This window comes from Paenibacillus sp. MMO-177 (assembly GCF_037147795.1).
Classification (GTDB): domain Bacteria; phylum Bacillota; class Bacilli; order Paenibacillales; family Paenibacillaceae; genus Pristimantibacillus.
Genome location: NZ_JBBCUR010000001.1, coordinates 790,874 through 805,890 on the forward strand (window position 1 = coordinate 790,874; position 15,017 = coordinate 805,890).

General features: G+C 50.7%; 13 protein-coding genes. 2 read left to right on the forward strand and 11 right to left on the reverse strand.

Annotated features, from left to right (window positions below):
• Nucleotides 1-4 precede the first annotated feature (4 nt).
• The 5 genes from WFK81_RS03535 to WFK81_RS03555 form a co-directional block, all read right to left on the reverse strand.
• Nucleotides 5-1,252 carry a PTS sugar transporter subunit IIC gene (locus WFK81_RS03535; protein ID WP_336785054.1) on the reverse strand — a complete coding sequence of 416 codons (1,248 nt, stop codon included), beginning with the start codon at nt 1,250-1,252 and terminating at the stop codon, nt 5-7.
• 205 nt (nt 1,253-1,457) lie between these two features.
• On the reverse strand, nt 1,458-3,965 hold the full coding sequence (locus WFK81_RS03540) for a GH39 family glycosyl hydrolase (protein WP_336785055.1): 2,508 nt from the start codon (nt 3,963-3,965) through the stop codon (nt 1,458-1,460).
• A 133-nt stretch (nt 3,966-4,098) separates the two neighbouring features.
• The gene (locus WFK81_RS03545; protein WP_336785056.1) at nt 4,099-5,301 is read right to left on the reverse strand and encodes an MFS transporter; all 1,203 of its coding nucleotides are present in this window, start codon (nt 5,299-5,301) and stop codon (nt 4,099-4,101) included.
• 72 nt (nt 5,302-5,373) lie between these two features.
• A complete protein-coding gene (locus tag WFK81_RS03550) occupies nt 5,374-5,973 on the reverse strand; it encodes a TetR/AcrR family transcriptional regulator (protein ID WP_127491779.1) in 600 nt (199 codons plus the stop codon).
• Nucleotides 5,974-6,106: 133 nt separating this feature from the next.
• A complete protein-coding gene (locus WFK81_RS03555) occupies nt 6,107-7,051 on the reverse strand; it encodes a glycoside hydrolase family 43 protein (RefSeq protein ID WP_336785057.1) in 945 nt (314 codons plus the stop codon).
• 317 nt (nt 7,052-7,368) lie between these two features.
• Between WFK81_RS03555 and WFK81_RS03560 the strand changes: the two genes are divergently transcribed.
• The gene (locus WFK81_RS03560) at nt 7,369-8,904 is read left to right on the forward strand and encodes an acetamidase/formamidase family protein (protein ID WP_336785058.1); all 1,536 of its coding nucleotides are present in this window, start codon (nt 7,369-7,371) and stop codon (nt 8,902-8,904) included.
• Between the two features lie 73 nt (nt 8,905-8,977).
• On the opposite strand, the gene WFK81_RS03565 is transcribed toward WFK81_RS03560, so the two are convergent.
• The 3 genes from WFK81_RS03565 to WFK81_RS03575 form a co-directional block, all read right to left on the reverse strand.
• On the reverse strand, nt 8,978-9,424 hold the full coding sequence (locus WFK81_RS03565; protein ID WP_336785059.1) for an Lrp/AsnC family transcriptional regulator: 447 nt from the start codon (nt 9,422-9,424) through the stop codon (nt 8,978-8,980).
• 100 nt (nt 9,425-9,524) lie between these two features.
• Nucleotides 9,525-10,514: a cation diffusion facilitator family transporter gene (locus WFK81_RS03570; protein WP_336785478.1), complete on the reverse strand. Its 990-nt coding sequence runs from the start codon at nt 10,512-10,514 to the stop codon at nt 9,525-9,527.
• A gap of 159 nt (nt 10,515-10,673) precedes the next feature.
• On the reverse strand, nt 10,674-11,717 hold the full coding sequence (locus WFK81_RS03575) for an oxidoreductase (RefSeq protein ID WP_336785060.1): 1,044 nt from the start codon (nt 11,715-11,717) through the stop codon (nt 10,674-10,676).
• Between the two features lie 224 nt (nt 11,718-11,941).
• On the opposite strand from WFK81_RS03575, the gene WFK81_RS03580 reads away from it, so the two are divergent.
• Nucleotides 11,942-12,709: a DeoR/GlpR family DNA-binding transcription regulator gene (locus WFK81_RS03580; RefSeq protein WP_336785061.1), complete on the forward strand. Its 768-nt coding sequence runs from the start codon at nt 11,942-11,944 to the stop codon at nt 12,707-12,709.
• 108 nt (nt 12,710-12,817) lie between these two features.
• On the opposite strand, the gene WFK81_RS03585 is transcribed toward WFK81_RS03580, so the two are convergent.
• From WFK81_RS03585 to WFK81_RS03595, 3 genes are all read right to left on the reverse strand, one after another.
• Entirely contained in the window at nt 12,818-13,675 is an 858-nt protein-coding gene (locus WFK81_RS03585; protein WP_336785062.1) for a sugar phosphate isomerase/epimerase family protein, read from the reverse strand.
• Between the two features lie 92 nt (nt 13,676-13,767).
• Nucleotides 13,768-14,331 carry an AAA family ATPase gene (locus WFK81_RS03590; protein ID WP_336785063.1) on the reverse strand — a complete coding sequence of 188 codons (564 nt, stop codon included), beginning with the start codon at nt 14,329-14,331 and terminating at the stop codon, nt 13,768-13,770.
• Nucleotides 14,324-14,812 (reverse strand): DinB family protein, encoded by a 489-nt coding sequence (locus WFK81_RS03595; protein ID WP_336785479.1) that lies wholly within the window; start codon nt 14,810-14,812, stop codon nt 14,324-14,326. The genes WFK81_RS03590 and WFK81_RS03595 overlap by 8 nt, the downstream gene beginning before the upstream one ends.
• Nucleotides 14,813-15,017: the final 205 nt, after the last annotated feature.

Genomic DNA, 15,017 nt, shown 5'->3' on the forward strand with positions numbered 1-15,017 from the left:
TTGTTTAAACGTTTGGGATCTCTTCCGCATGCTGCTCTTTCTTCAGCTCCTGCAGATCGTAAACCTTATAGAACGGGAACCAGATAATAAACATAATGATTAATACAAAGGCGAGCAGAATTAACCCGTTGAATCCGGAGATCAGGTAAGTGGACAAGCCAAGCGGCGTATACCAAAGCTGGAATACCTGCGCCGGAATAGCGGCAAGTCCCCAATCAAGCGCCAAATAGACGATGACCGGAATAACGATGCCGTTGATCCACATCGGGACCATCAGAATCGGGTTGAAGGCAACAGGCGCACCGTACACAACCGGTTCGTTAATGTTGAAGAGCGAAGGCACGATGGTTGCTTTGCCAATGGATTTCAGCTTTTGCGATTTGGCGAACAGGAACAGCACGACAAGCGGCAGCGTTGCGCCAAGACCACCCACGCCTACCCAGCCGGAGAAGAACGTTTCGAACGTATTAATGTTGATCGGATCAAGTCCTTTGGCAACCAGGGCGGCGTTCTCCTGGATAGCCGGGAACCAGATCGCATACCAGAGCGGCGACATGACCCACGGGCTAACGCCAAACGAAAAGAGGACAACCCCGATAAAGTTGAACAGTACGAAGCCAAGAAGGCTTTGGCTGATCGCGTTAAGTGGATCAAACACCGAGACGATCATCTCGAAAATATCGAAGTGCAGCTGATAGATCAGCACCCAGCCAATCGCGAGCAATAAAGCAATCGGAACCAGAAAATCAAACCACTCGACGATAAAATCCGGCAGCTTCGTATCCTTCTTGAATAACGAGAAGCGGTGGAACAAATTCATAACCGCCGCTACGCCAACTCCAACGAGCAGCGCGGTAATCATGCCGGACGGGCCAAACCTCTCCAGAATGAACTTAATCGTCCCGTCATCGCCGACGGTTGGCTTAAGCAGCATCAGGAACAGCGATATGCCCGTTGCGCCGGCAATCAGCTTGATATTGTGACGATCTTTCTTGTGCATAACGAAATAGGGCGTAAGAAAGGCAATAAATATACCGATCAGTCCAAAGCTGAAAGTCGTAAATGGCGTCAAATCCGGCATGCCCGGGATGTAATTATTCAGAATCGAAATGAGCGTCACGAGCGAGCCGATAAAGATCATAGGCAGGATTACCATAATCGCCGATTGGATCGAGTCTACCCAAATATTTTTGGTGAAGGCCTCTACCTTCGGAGCAAACCTCTTGGTCATCCAATTCATGAACCGGTCCATCTCTGTCTCCCCCTTGCGTTGTAGTCGGTCTATGAAACCGCTTTATTAGTATAAAATCAATCCAAACCGCTTTCGCGTTCTTATTTGCCGGGATCAGGTCTGTTTCTTGCCGTATCCCCTTCATTACTCCCAGCTTGTTCTCCGGAAGCCTTCCGTATACGACAAAAAACACCCCCGGGTAATTCCCGGGGGCGTAATTCGCTCCTTATCGATACTGCTTCTCCAGCATAATCAGCTGAACCCCATGCGGAGGCACAACCGCCTCTTCCGCATAGCCCTCCTCATTCAACTCCAGCCTGTCCGTCCGCATATCCGGTCCGCTTCTGCTATGCAGGTACTTCAGCTCTTCCTCCGTAGGAAAAGCCGGCGAGCCTAGACGAATCCATTCGTCGAATACCGAACCATGCTCCCGGTCCAGGACATGCCGGGTCCGCTTGTAGCTGCCCGACAAGCCTTCCAGGGCAATCCGGAACCGCTTATGCCCCTTCTCCTCAAAGACCGAATACCGGTTCAGCTCGGTTAAGCCGGTCCTGTCCCCGCTCGCGTATAACGAATCGACGTGAACATAATGGTACAGCAAAATTTGCACGTCTTCATTCTCGTTCCTCGTAACGATATAGCCGTCCCCTTGCGCGATTATCCGGCTGCCCAGCCTGGATAACAGTCGGAATGCATAATAGCCGGGCTTGTGAAGCCCTTCCCGATTTATGAGCCCAAACCCTCCGTAAAACATCGAAGGCAGCACTTGGCTTTCCTCGAATACGTCCGTAAAAGACCAATAAGCAATGGAATCCACCGTTCCCAATGTCGCCAGCGCATGATGAATGATAAACGGCGCCATAAACATCGTATCATGCAGCAAATTGCGGTCATACAGCGAGAAGTTCCATTCCGTAATATGAAGCTCGGGCGTATGCGGCTGACCGTAGCCGATTTTCTCCTTCAACAGGTTGATGCTGTCCAAAAAATAAGAAGGCGGCATAATGGTCGTCAGCTTGCCAATCTCTTTCTTCTGGAACGGATACTCCGAATACACGTGGAACGAGAAAAAGTCGAGCGGCACTTCCCTGTCGCGGCAATACGCGATGAACTGCTCCGCCCAGCTGTCGTTCCATAAAGAGCCGTAGCCTAGCGCCGGCCCTCCTACGGTAAGTTCCGGCGAGACGGACTTGATCGTATTTGCCGTCGCTTCATAGAACGCGAAATACTCTTCCTTCGTCCCCGACCAGCAGACATCGGTTAAATCCGGCTCGTTCCACACTTCGAAGTACCACTTCTTCACTTCCGCATGACCATAGCGATTCACGCAATGCCTGACGAATTCGCGGACAAGTCCGTTCCATTTCTCCTGGTCAGCCGGCGGAGAGATGCCGCCCTTCCACCAGAAGATCGTCTCGTTCGAACGGCGCAGAAGCGCGGGCATAAAGCTAAGCTCGACAAAAATATGAATGCCCGACTGCAGCAGGAAATCGTACAGCTTGTCTACATAAGCCCAGTTATAGACCGGCTTGCCGTCCTCATCCTCCGAATACACCATCATCTCATCGTTAAAGATGCCGTGAAACCGGATATGGGTGAACGGAAACTCCCCCTGCATGCCGGCAAACTGCCGGCGCCAGTCCTCCCGTAGCCCTTCCACCGCGCGGCCGGCGGTTGTGACCCGGTTCCAATGCTTAAGGAAAGCCTCCTCCCGGATGCCGGCATCCGCCTGAACGTCGACCACATCCCGCTGGTCGGAAGGCATATCATGCTCTACCGGAGGACTGCCCTCCCTGTCGTTCAAATACCGGTACAAGGACTCCATCGCCGAGATCGTATCCGTCTCGTAGTAGTCGCCGCTTGACGACTCTTCCGTCGTCAGCGGCTTTCTAGCCGGGTCCGGCATCTTGGCGTTTGAAAGAGTATCCCGGTAAGAGCCCGGCGTGCTTCCGTATTTCCCTTTGAAGTATTGGTTGAACAGCTTCACGTTCGCAAAGCCGCAATCCAGCGCAATTTGCGTAATGCTTTTATCCGTATCGGATAGCTGCGCTGCCGCTTTCTCCAGACGGATAAGCGTCAAATACTTTTGAAACGGAATGCCGATTTTATCGCTGAAAAAATGCGAAAAATAATGAAGGCTCAGGTGCTCCTGGTCGGCAATCGTCTGAAGCGTGATTTTCTCGTTATAATGCTTGTCTACATATTGGATTATGCGGTTAAGCCGCATATAGTCATAGTTTTTTCCTTTTTCCTGAGGTCCGCCGCCGGTTCCCGCCGTGAAATACCGCGTCAGGTGGCCAATGAGCGTCTGCAGGCTTCCCATGGAATAATTGCGGTGGCCGGGCCCTTTCTTGTTCGATTCCCAAACCATCCGGGCAAGGCAACGGCGGAGCCGGTCATAGCGGTACCTGGTGTATTCCGTCTGGCTCATGGAATTGCACGCAAACAAGGTCCCCTCGTCATCCAGCAGCTCGGGGCCGAACTGCAACGTCAGCAGGACATTGTCCAGGTTCGTGCATTCAAGCTTATGCACGGACATGCTGTTGATCGCGATAATATCATCCTCAGCCAAGCGGTATTGTTGCTGATCGACATAGACGGTAACGGCGCCCTGCAGAACGTAGACCAGCTCGATCTCTTTATGCCAATGAAAACGGATGTCCTTTACGCTGTTCACAAACAGCCGGACCGGCAAATCGTCCTGGGTCTCGACAAACTCGTAGTGGTAACGCATCTTCCGTTCCCCTTTCCGCTATTATTATGGGACAAAGGGGAACGGAAAATCAATTCGCTTTTATTTAGACGTTAAAATAAAAAAGCTGACATCGGTTAAAAAAACCGACATCAGCTGATCAAGCCCTCCCCGATTACGTCCGGGCTTCCTGCAGGCTGCGTTTTCTTTCACTCAACGTCAAAACGAAGCATAGAAGCAGAACGACGCAAGCAAGCGTATAAGGGTAATTAATATCCGCATCGAACAGGAATCCGGCGATAATTGGTCCGGCAATATTGCCAAGGCTCGTAAAGGCCGAATTCAAGCCCGCCACATAGCCCTGCTGGTCCTTCGCCACCATCGACATTTGCGTACTGATCGCCGGGCGCAATATATCGATCGCGAGGAAGATAATAAACGTCACGGCAAACACCAGCCAGAACTTATGAACAAATAGCGTCAATGCGATAAACAAGCCGGCAAACAGGAGACAAACGGAGATAACTCTCCGCTCGCCAAACGTCCTCAGAATCCAGCTGAAGATCGTAACCTGAACGACCGCGCCGGCAATGGAGCCAAACGTAATAATAAAGGCGATATCCTTCGGCTCATAGCCGAATTTGTGATCGACGAACAATCCGAATACCGTCTCGAAGTTTGCCAGCCCGAACGACATGACAAAAACGATAATTAAGGCCAGGAAATACGGCTCGCGATACGAATAGCGGAGCTGCGTGAGAAAGCCGCGTTGTTCCTTCCCGGACGCCGAGATTTCCGTTTCCTCTTCCTGCACGGGCTTCGACTCCGGAAGGATAATCAGATTGATCACGGCTGCAAGGACCCCCGCTGCGCCGGCAGCGTAAAACGGCGCCCGAATGCCGAACTCGGCAATGTAACCGCCAATGCCGGGACCGATAATAAAGCCGGTCGTAATGGCCGCATTAATAAAGCCCATGCCGGAGGCACGCTCTTCCTTGGTTGTAATGTCGGCCGCGTAAGCCATAACGGCCGGCATAATCATAGCGGCGCTAATCCCGCCAAGCAGCCTGGATACGAATAATAGGACCGAGGATTCCGCCAACCCGAACATCGCTTCGGAGACGGCGAACACAAGCATGCCGATAACGATCATCCTCTTCCTGCCGAATTTGTCGGACAACCGCCCGGCAAGAGGCGAGAATAGGAGCTGCGTCAGCGAGAACGCCGCCACTAGCAGGCCAACAATCCCTCCCGTAATGCCAAGCGTCTCCATAAATTTCGGCATAATCGGGATAACAAGCCCGATCCCCGTGAACACTAGCAACAAATTAAACATCAGGATAAGCAGAGCACCCCGATTTTTAAGCAATAAAGTCATTTTATGATTCCCCCGATTTCCTAGCTGTTCGAATACTGAATATTCATTCTAGATTATTGCAGAAAAAAAGGCCTAGCGGGCCGGTGTGGCAATGCCGTGCAAAAACACGTCCATAGCCAGCCGGTAAGCCGCCAGAGCTTCCTCCCGTTCCATTCTTCGCGTGTGCTGATTCAGGCCGTACATCAGACTATCCAATATAATCGCAAGTCCGGTCACGTTCGAGGATTGGAATTCGCCGCTGTCGATCCCCCGCTGCAGCAAATCCCGGTTAAAGTCAATATAACCTTTAACCATCTCGTTAATGCGCTCCTCGACTTCCGGATTTTTCTCGGCGTTGTTAAAGAACTCGTCAACGGCTTTGGTAAGCGGATGATTCAGCTGGTCATGCGCCAGATGCTCGGCCATGCCGTACAGTTTTTCGATGGTGGTCTTGTACTGCGGCTCCTTCGCCAGCCAAGTTTCCTCCCACTCCGTGTTCCAATCGTCAATAAGATGCAGGAACAGCCCTTCCTTGCTCTTGAAATGATAATAGATATTGCCGGCGCTGCAGCCTGTCGCTTTGACGATATCTTCGATGGAGGTTGCTTTATAGCCCTTCTGCACGAACAAATTCCGCGCCGCATCCGCTATCTTTCTCTTTGTATGCTCGGTTTGCTGCTGCTTCTTGTTCACGCCCGACTCACCTCGCTTAAACTCCCGATTTTCGATACTGAACATTTATTCAGTATTGTAATGGATAAAGAATATAAAGGCAACTCCAACATAAAAAAGCTTGGCACGGACGGCTCCATGCCAAGCTTCCCTCTTATTGTCCGGGCGTGCCCCAAACTGCCGCCAAGGCCTCGTATTCGGCTCCGGTCAGATTCAGGAACGATCCATGCCTCTTCTTCGCAGCCCCTAGGTTATACTCTTCCGAATTCAGAATACGGAACTGTCCGCTGGACAAGTCTTCCGTAACAAGCGGCAGATAACCCTTGCCGGCGGCATACTGATCGACCATCAGGCACCATTCGTTCCGGTCGTTGAACTTGAATATTTCCGGCCCTTCCACTCCGAACAGCTCGTCCAATACAGGCGAATGCAGCTCCTTGAAGGAGGAAGCGGCTAAGGAATCGCTGCTCTCGACCGTTATGCATTTGGTTGTCTCGTCCTTCGAATAACGGTAATACGTGCTTCCCTCCCGGATAATCGTCGTATCGATCACGTGATTGCCGCGTTCGATATATTTTTCCGGCTTCGTGAAGGAAATAAAGTCTTTCGTCCTGGAGCTGTAAATAATCTGTTTGGGCTCCTGATCGCCTTCTTTCGTCATTGAGGCCCAGAACATCAGATGCTCTCCCGCTTCCTCGTCAAAGATCGTCTCCGGAGCCCAGACGCAGCCCGCATCCGGAAGATCCATCTCCACGCTTCTCTCCTTCGACCAGTTCACCAGGTCCGGAGACTCCCAGACGATAATCGAGCGGCTGCCGCGATGCTGCGCCGTATCCCAGCCTTTGTCATTCGCAATACGTAGATCCGTCGCAATAATATAAAACTTGTTATCAAGCGGAGAGCGGATAATAAACGGGTCCCGCACACCCTTCTCGCCGATGCCGGATTGCAATACCGGCTGGCTGTCATTCAGATCATTCCAATGGAGTCCGTCCCGGCTGACCGAAAAATAAACCTGCTCGCCATTCTCATGCTCGCCGGTAAAATGCACAAACAGATAAGCCTCGTAAGGCTGATTTTTTCCTTGTTCTACTGACATGATCTAGTCCCCCTCAAAAAATTGCTTCGTATCATGCTCTTGCTTCAATTATCCGGTACTAGAGGCGGCTTGATAAGCCCTTATCATGCTATGAACTGACCTATTGTGCTTTATTTCGGATCGCCATAACGATCAGGATTTTTCTCTTTCGGAGACTGCCAATTAACTTTTTAAACGGAAAAATACAATTCACTTAAATTATCAAACTTAGATTAGACAAAAACTTTATATTGTTAATCCCATATTCTTCTGCTATACTCAGTCTCACTAACATGTTAGGAAAACTTACACAGAAGAAAAAAAAGGGAGACATGAGTATGAGAAACCGTTTTTCATGGAAGGTATGTACCGCTTTATCTGCTTTGATGGTGTTTGGCTCGCCGTTATATGTCGCAAATGCTGACACCAAGCCAAAGACGCATTACCTTGCCGCGAATTCAGAGAATGTACGCTGGGGCAATATCGGGAAAGGAGATCCGGTCCTTACCGTGAACTCCGGCGATATCGTAACGGTCGAGGCTATTACCCATCATTCCGGCGATGATTACGAGAGAATGATTAAAGGCGATGCGGGCGTGGAGGATATTTTCCACTGGGATCAAGTCGAGAAGAACGAAGCGCTGCGGGGACCCGGCGTACATATTATGACCGGACCAATCGCGGTTGAAGGAGCGGAACCGGGCGACGTGCTGGAAGTAAAAATCTTGGACATGAAGCTCCGTCCGAACGGAAATGAGAAGTACGCAGGCAAAACCTTTGGCGTCAACGCTGCCGCCAACTGGGGCTACTTGTACGGGGATATGGCGGAAGAACCAAAGAAACGGGAAGTGGTCACGATCTATGAGATGAGTTCGGACGGCGCTAGCGACTATGCTACGGCGCTGTACAGCTTCAAGTGGACACCGCAGACCGATCCCGACGGCAAGGTGCATCCAACCATCGATTATCCGGGCGTTATTGTCGACCACGATACCGTCGAAGAAAACTTCAACGTACTGGAAGGCGTTAAGGTTCCGGTCAGGCTCCATTTCGGCACGATGGGCGTTGCTCCGAAGGAAGCGGACGTTGTTGACTCCGTTCCTCCGTCCTACTTCGGCGGCAACGTTGACGACTGGCGCGTAACGGAAGGCGCTACGATGTATTATCCGGTATCCGTACCCGGCGCGCTGCTGCAGGTTGGCGATCCGCATGCCGGCCAAGGAGATGCGGAAATTAACGGAACGGCTATCGAGACATCCGTGACCGGCGACATTCAAGTGATTTTGCATAAGAAAGCGGATTTGAACAAAAAGCTTAACAATCTAAGCTACCCGCTCCTTGAGAACGAGAACGAATGGGTCGTACACGGCTTCAGCTACGCCAACTACCTGGCAGAGCTCGGAGAAAACGCCCAGAAGGATATCTACAACAATTCCTCGATCGACAAGGCCATGAAGGACGCTGCGCATAAAACAAAGGATTTTCTGATGAAAGGAATGGATCTGACGGAGGACGAGGCCTACTCCCTGATGTCCGTGTCCACCGACTTTGGAATTACGCAGGTCGTTGACGGCAACTGGGGCGTTCACGCCGTCATTACAAAAGGCCAGTTCGGCGAAGCGGAGCAGAAGACTGTCGGACTGCGAAGCGCCTTCGAAAGCTTTGGGGCCAAGGTGGGCTGGAATACGCCAACGCAAACGATAACGATTAGCTATAACGGCAATAAGCTGGCCATGACCATCGGCCAAACAACCGCAACCTATAACGGCGAAAAGATTAAGCTGACCGCTCCCGTACAGCTGTCAGGCGGAAAAGCGGTCATCAGCGACTATTCCGCAAGCTTCTATCAATCCAAGCTGTCCAAAACCAATTAAGCTATCATCCAATCCTAAATAACAAAAAAGAAACGCCAGGCTGCCACCCGGCGTTTCTTCGTGTCACGGCAGTTTAAATATTAAGGCCGTCCTGATTCTTATGGCGCTTGAGGAGAATCTGATTCTCAACGCGCAATATCCCTTTTAACGAATAGATTGACTCATGCATGAATCGGTCCACCTCTTCCATATCCTCCACCAGATAATGAACGTGAAGCAGGCAAGGTCCGGTCATCTCGTAGAGAACAACAACGCGCTCGTTGGCCTTGAGCGATTCCAGAATCTCGTCCAGATGCGCAGGCTCGACCTCCAGTTCCAGGTAGGCGGATATCTTTTTGCCCAATCTTTCCGCGTTGATGACAATCGAGAACTGCTCGATAATGCCCTGGTTCACAAGCCTGTCGATTCGCTCCTTCACCGCAACCCCCGACAAGCCTACCTCTTTGGCCAGATCGGTATATGAAATCCGGCTGTTCTGCGACAGCCTCTGCAAAATATGATTATCGATGGAATCCAGCATGCCTTCACCTCTTGTCGTTATTGTAACAGATCGAACTTGCCTATCTCCAGTGAGGGGCATAGAAAAAGGCGCTGCCCTTAGGACAGCACCTTCGTTTGTTTTATACGCCAGCCTTTTGCGGCTGCCAGTTGCGGACTCCATTATCTTCGATAATGCCTATCGTAACGTCGGCGATCGCCGGATCAAGCAGGAGCGTGTCTCTCACCTTGAACTTGATATCATCGGCTTCCGCAAGCGTCATCCCAGGCTTCAGCTCGATCAGACCTTCAACGTGGTAATAGCGGCCTTCCTGCAAAATACGCATCGAATAAATATCGGTTACTTCCCCATGGGAGAAAATCAGCTTCGCAACCTTGTCTTCAACTTCGCGAGGAGCAGCCACGCCAATCAGGCCAACCATGTTATCGTAGCCTACGCGGAACGCCACCGCGACCATCAGAATACCAATCAGTATGGTCGATACGCCATCCAGCAGCGTAAAGCTCGTAAGCGAAGTAACAACGACGGCAATGAGCGCAAGAAAAGCGCCAGTCGTAGCAACTAAATCTTCATAAAATACGAGACGCGTTGGAGGTGCGGCCCGTCCGACATTTTTGAACGCTGCCGCCACAATAGAGAGACCTTTCGCCTCTGTACGCGATTCATGCACAATTTCTTTCATCGCTTTATGTAAAACAAAGCCGTCAACGCCAATGGAGATTAGTAAGATAATAAAGTTTATCCAGAAGCCATGCGATTCCGACGGGTGGGCCAACAAGTGAAAACCCTCTCTGATCGTTTCGTAAGCCATAACCGTAACGACAATAACCGCAATCATGCAAAACAGGTTAATGACCCGGCCGAATCCGGTCGGAAATCTTGGCGTCGGTTTTTTCTCGGCAAGCACGCTGCCCGCAAATACGAAGCCCTGGTTCACCGCATCCGCAATGGAGTGCATGGTGGACGCGAACATCGCGCCGCTGCCCGTCATCACTGCAGCTACGCCTTTTACGATAGCCACTGCCGTATTCCCGACTGCCGCCGTTGCCGAAGACGTATTCCCTTTTTTCAATAAACTCCAAAAACTGTCCTTATTCCTGTCCGATTCCACTTTACAAAGTTCCCTCCATTGTTTGCTCATCTTCCTAGTATAGGTAAAATTACTTTACTACAATACGAACTTGTAAAAAAGTGGTTTCATCATATTCACAAAAAAATGCCTGGCACAAGGCGAAACGGCTATCGCCACCCTTGCCAGGCACTTCTGCTTTTATTGGAAAGGCAAAGCCCTCTTCTCCGTGCTGCTTTGAATGGCCAGCTCAATGATTTTAATGGTGTTTCTGGCATCATCGGCCGCAACGGGTACAGGCTTATTCGCCGTTATCGCTTGAAACATTCCCTCGTAGAAGCGTTCATAACTGCCCTGCAGCGTCTTCACCTTGCCGGTCTCGGCGTTGCCGTCAACCGTTACCGTAAGCTCACCGTACCGCTCTTCCTGATCCAAACCCCAACCCGGCTGGCCCGGCAGGCCGCCTTTGCGCAGCATATCCTCCTGCGAATCCAGGCCGTATTTGATAAAGCTGCCCTTGCTGCCATGCACCTGGAACTTTGGACCATGCCGCATCACAAGCGAACCGCTGTGCAGAATAACTCTTTTCGTTCCGTAGCTTAGGATCAGGTGGAAATAATCGGTGACCTCCGAACCTGCCCTTTGCGCCATAAGATCGGCATATACAGTATCCGGATTGCCGAACAAATGCAATGCCTGGTCGATCAAATGCGAGCCTAGGTCATACAGCATTCCCGAACCGGGGCCTGCCGTTTCTCTCCATCTATTGGATACTTCCGGACGGTAACGGTCATAATGCGCTTCGTAGGATGCAATGTCCCCCATCTCTCCAGCCTCGATCAGGCCTTTGACGGTGAGAAAGTCGTTATCCCATCTCCGGTTCTGATAGACGCTAAGCAGCTTGCTTTGCTGCCTTGCCGTCTCGATCAGATCATCCGCTTCTTCCGACGAGATGACAAAAGGCTTCTCGACAACAACATGCTTGCCCGCAAGCAAAGCTTGCTTCGCAAAGGTATAATGCGTCCGGTTAGGCGATGTAATGACCACGAGGTCGATGTTATCATCGGCCAAGAGTTCCTCCAGCGAGGCGATAACTTCCGCATTCGGCAAGTGTTGCCCTACCTTTTCGGGATTTCCGGACACGACTTTTGCGATCTCCATCCCTTCAACTGACTGTATGATTGGAGCATGGAAAACTTGCCCCGATAATCCGAAGCCAACCAATCCAACTTTCACATTGCTCATCATTTGCACTCCCTCTCCGTTCTCTGTTCATTCTCCACCAGTATAAAAGATGATATGCGCCATTTCAATGATATTTTAATTGTTATACTTATATATTTAATTACAATAATTACATTTACGAATTAATTGCAAGCGAAACATGCACATTCTCCGCATTTTGCTTGTCATTAAAAAGTACCGTTGCTTATAATGGAAGAAGAATGGACAAATAAGGTGGGCAAAAGATGACGCAAGAGGAACGGATTAAATCAATCGTTGATTATATGAAGCTGAACCGAAATATTAGCATGGAGGATATCTGTTCCCTGTACGAAGTATCCTACGATACGGCGAGGCGCGATCTGGTCAAGATGGAAGCGGACGGTCTGATTGTCCGCGTACGCGGCGGAGCGATTCTCTCGTCCATGACCAAATCGGTGAGCAGCTACAAAGACAGATTAACCGAGGCAGGAAGCAAGCGTTCCATCGCGATGACGGCCGCCTCCCTTATCCGGGACGGAGAGTATGTCATGCTGGATACCGGAACCACAACGCAATATGTCGCCGAATTTATGTCCACCGCGGAAAATGTGGTTGTCACGAACTCGATCGATGTTGCCGGCGTGCTCTGCGACAAGCCGCAAATCGCTACGCATTTGCTTGGCGGGATGCTGAATACCTGGCACCGGTACGCCTTTGGGCCGCGTACGGTCGAGATGCTGAATGACATCCGGGTAGACAAGCTTTTTCTCGGCACATGCGGCATTACAGCCGAGGGTTTATTCGCCCCGACGGAGGAGGAAGCGTATCTCAAGCGGGAAATGATCAAACGGGCCAATCAGGTCATTCTTCTGGCCGACTCGGCCAAGTTTGAAAGGAACCTGTTTCACCGCGTATGCCCATTTGATGCTATCGATCTGCTAATTACGGACGCCAATCCGCCCGCTCCTTTCGATAAGTTGCTGCAAGACCACAATATTCAGGTGATTGTCGCTTCCCCATTGTCTAAATGAGCTAGAAAGCGGCTGTGCATTATCGCACAGCCGCTTTCTGACAAACGAGTATGTATTCGCCAAATCCTAACAAAGGGATCGTCACTTCATCGTGATGATCCCTTTGTTCTATCTTCCTATTTCCGACCAAAGCCTTCTGGCCGTTCTCATAAAGAGCTTCGATTGCTCCCAACGGTCGCTTATTTCATGGGTACGTCCGGCGTATTCATCCGTTGTTATCGCATAGGAAGGCGGACCTAGTTCTACTACAAAAGGCAGCACATCCCCCGCTCCCGCTTGCGACAGCCAACTCTTCATGCCCGAACTCCACCAGCGTTCGAAATGCCGCAGCATCGGATGCTCGCCGTTGTTTCCTACGTCAATCTGCACCTGCTCGCCGTTAGATACCCTCGCATGGAAAGCCGCGCTGCGGGTCAGAACGGTCTGGATCAGCTGCTCCGCCTCATCGGACACCGTATGAAGCTCGCCGGCCACTACATAATGCGACAGATCAATCGTCAAACGAAGCGACTGCAGCACGTTGATATAATCCACCGTTCGCAGCAAATCCTGGGTAATCGTACCGCGGTGCGTCTCGATAAATAAAGGAATTCCGGCATGACGCGATAAGGCATCCATGGAGCTGAGCAGCTGAACGGCCGGCTCGTTGATGAGGAAAGGCGTCAGAACTTGCGCGTTAATATGCTGAATGCCGCCGTATTCTTTCGCCTTCGCTAGAAATTGATCCATATCCTGAGCCGTCTTAGGGTACGCATTCACGCTAAAGGACAAATCGTAACGCTCCAGAAGACGTCTCCATTTGTCCTCGTCCTGCGCAGCCGGGATAAATCCGTTGATACCGTCAAAGCCCGCTTCCGCAATCATCTCTACCTGTTCCTCAACACTGCGCCCCTCCGCGGCAGCGAGGCCCGACATTCCCCACCATGACATCTGCACGTCAAGCTTCGGATCCAACAATTCCTTCACACGCTCTCCTCCTAAATAAACATATAGTCTAGTATAGGGAATCGCCGGAAGGAGAGGCAGTAACGATCCTGCTATCAACTCGTCTAATCCTGCTATTTCAGTATGGAGCGAATCCGCTTCCGTAAATCTGCATAATCAAACCCGGCTGCCGTATCGATCTCAACGACCGTTCCGCCAATAGACAATGGCGCAAGCTTCTCGTTTAACAGCCGCTCTTTGTTGCCCTGCTGTTCGATCCATTCCTTGTCATTATGGCCCTTGTGCCGGTCCGCTGATCCCATACGCGCATAATAGCGTTCCAGAAGCACCTGCCCATCCGCTCTGCACATGATTTGGAAGGGCTCGAAGTCATACTCCCCCTTCAGCTTAAGAAACTCCGCGCTTCTTAATTCCGGACGGCCGAAGAAGCCTTCGATAACAAGCGATTGTCCGGCAGCCAGCAGCGTTCCTGCGAAGGAATAAAGAAAGGTAAACGCGGCCGGCGCCAAAAGCGGCGGAGAGCCATGGGTATCGCAATCCAAAGCATCAAACAGAGTCTCGTAGATCCCGTCCCTTGACAGCAAGGGAAGCTTCAAATCCTCGGACAGCCGCTCTGCGAGCGTTGTTTTGCCGGCGCCCGGGAATCCGTTCACTATAATCACCAACGGTTTATTCATCCGCCGAAGGGCCATAGAGGCCGGGTACCGGAATATCCAAGAGCCGCAAATATACCCCAAGCTGGGCACGGTGATGAATCATGTGACTTAATCCAAAGGAGCGAAGCGCCATGGCCCGCGGTTGCCGCAGAATTATATAGTCACCGTTTCGCAGCGTCCATTCTTCGCTTAATTTATTCTCGTCGCATTCGGCTATCAAGCCGATAATCTTGGCTGCGTTTGCGTCATATTCAGCCAGCACGTCTTCGCGCTTTTGCAAAGCCTCCCGACGCCCCGATACAGTAGACATATCAAGTTCCGGGGAAAGTAAGATAGCGGCTTGCCAGTTCAACAGGTTGATCAAATGCGTGGCAAGCCCTCCCAGCGTCATCGATTTTTCATGCGGCTTCCAAGCCATATGCTCGTCAGGCAAGCGCTCCAGAATACGTCTCGTATTCGTCAGTTCATGTTCGGCATCCCCAACAATAAGTTGTTTCATCATCACTCTAACTCCTCCCGCTTTGAGATAGCACCTTTTTATACTAGCATATTTTGTAAAATATTATCTATCTAACGAAATCGGATTATTAGTTAACTATATAATTAATAAATTAACCTTAATATTGACATAAGGAAGACTTTTCCACATAATATGAACTAGAATCATCTTAATTTCATCATTAAATTAACCTAACGGTTAACTAAAA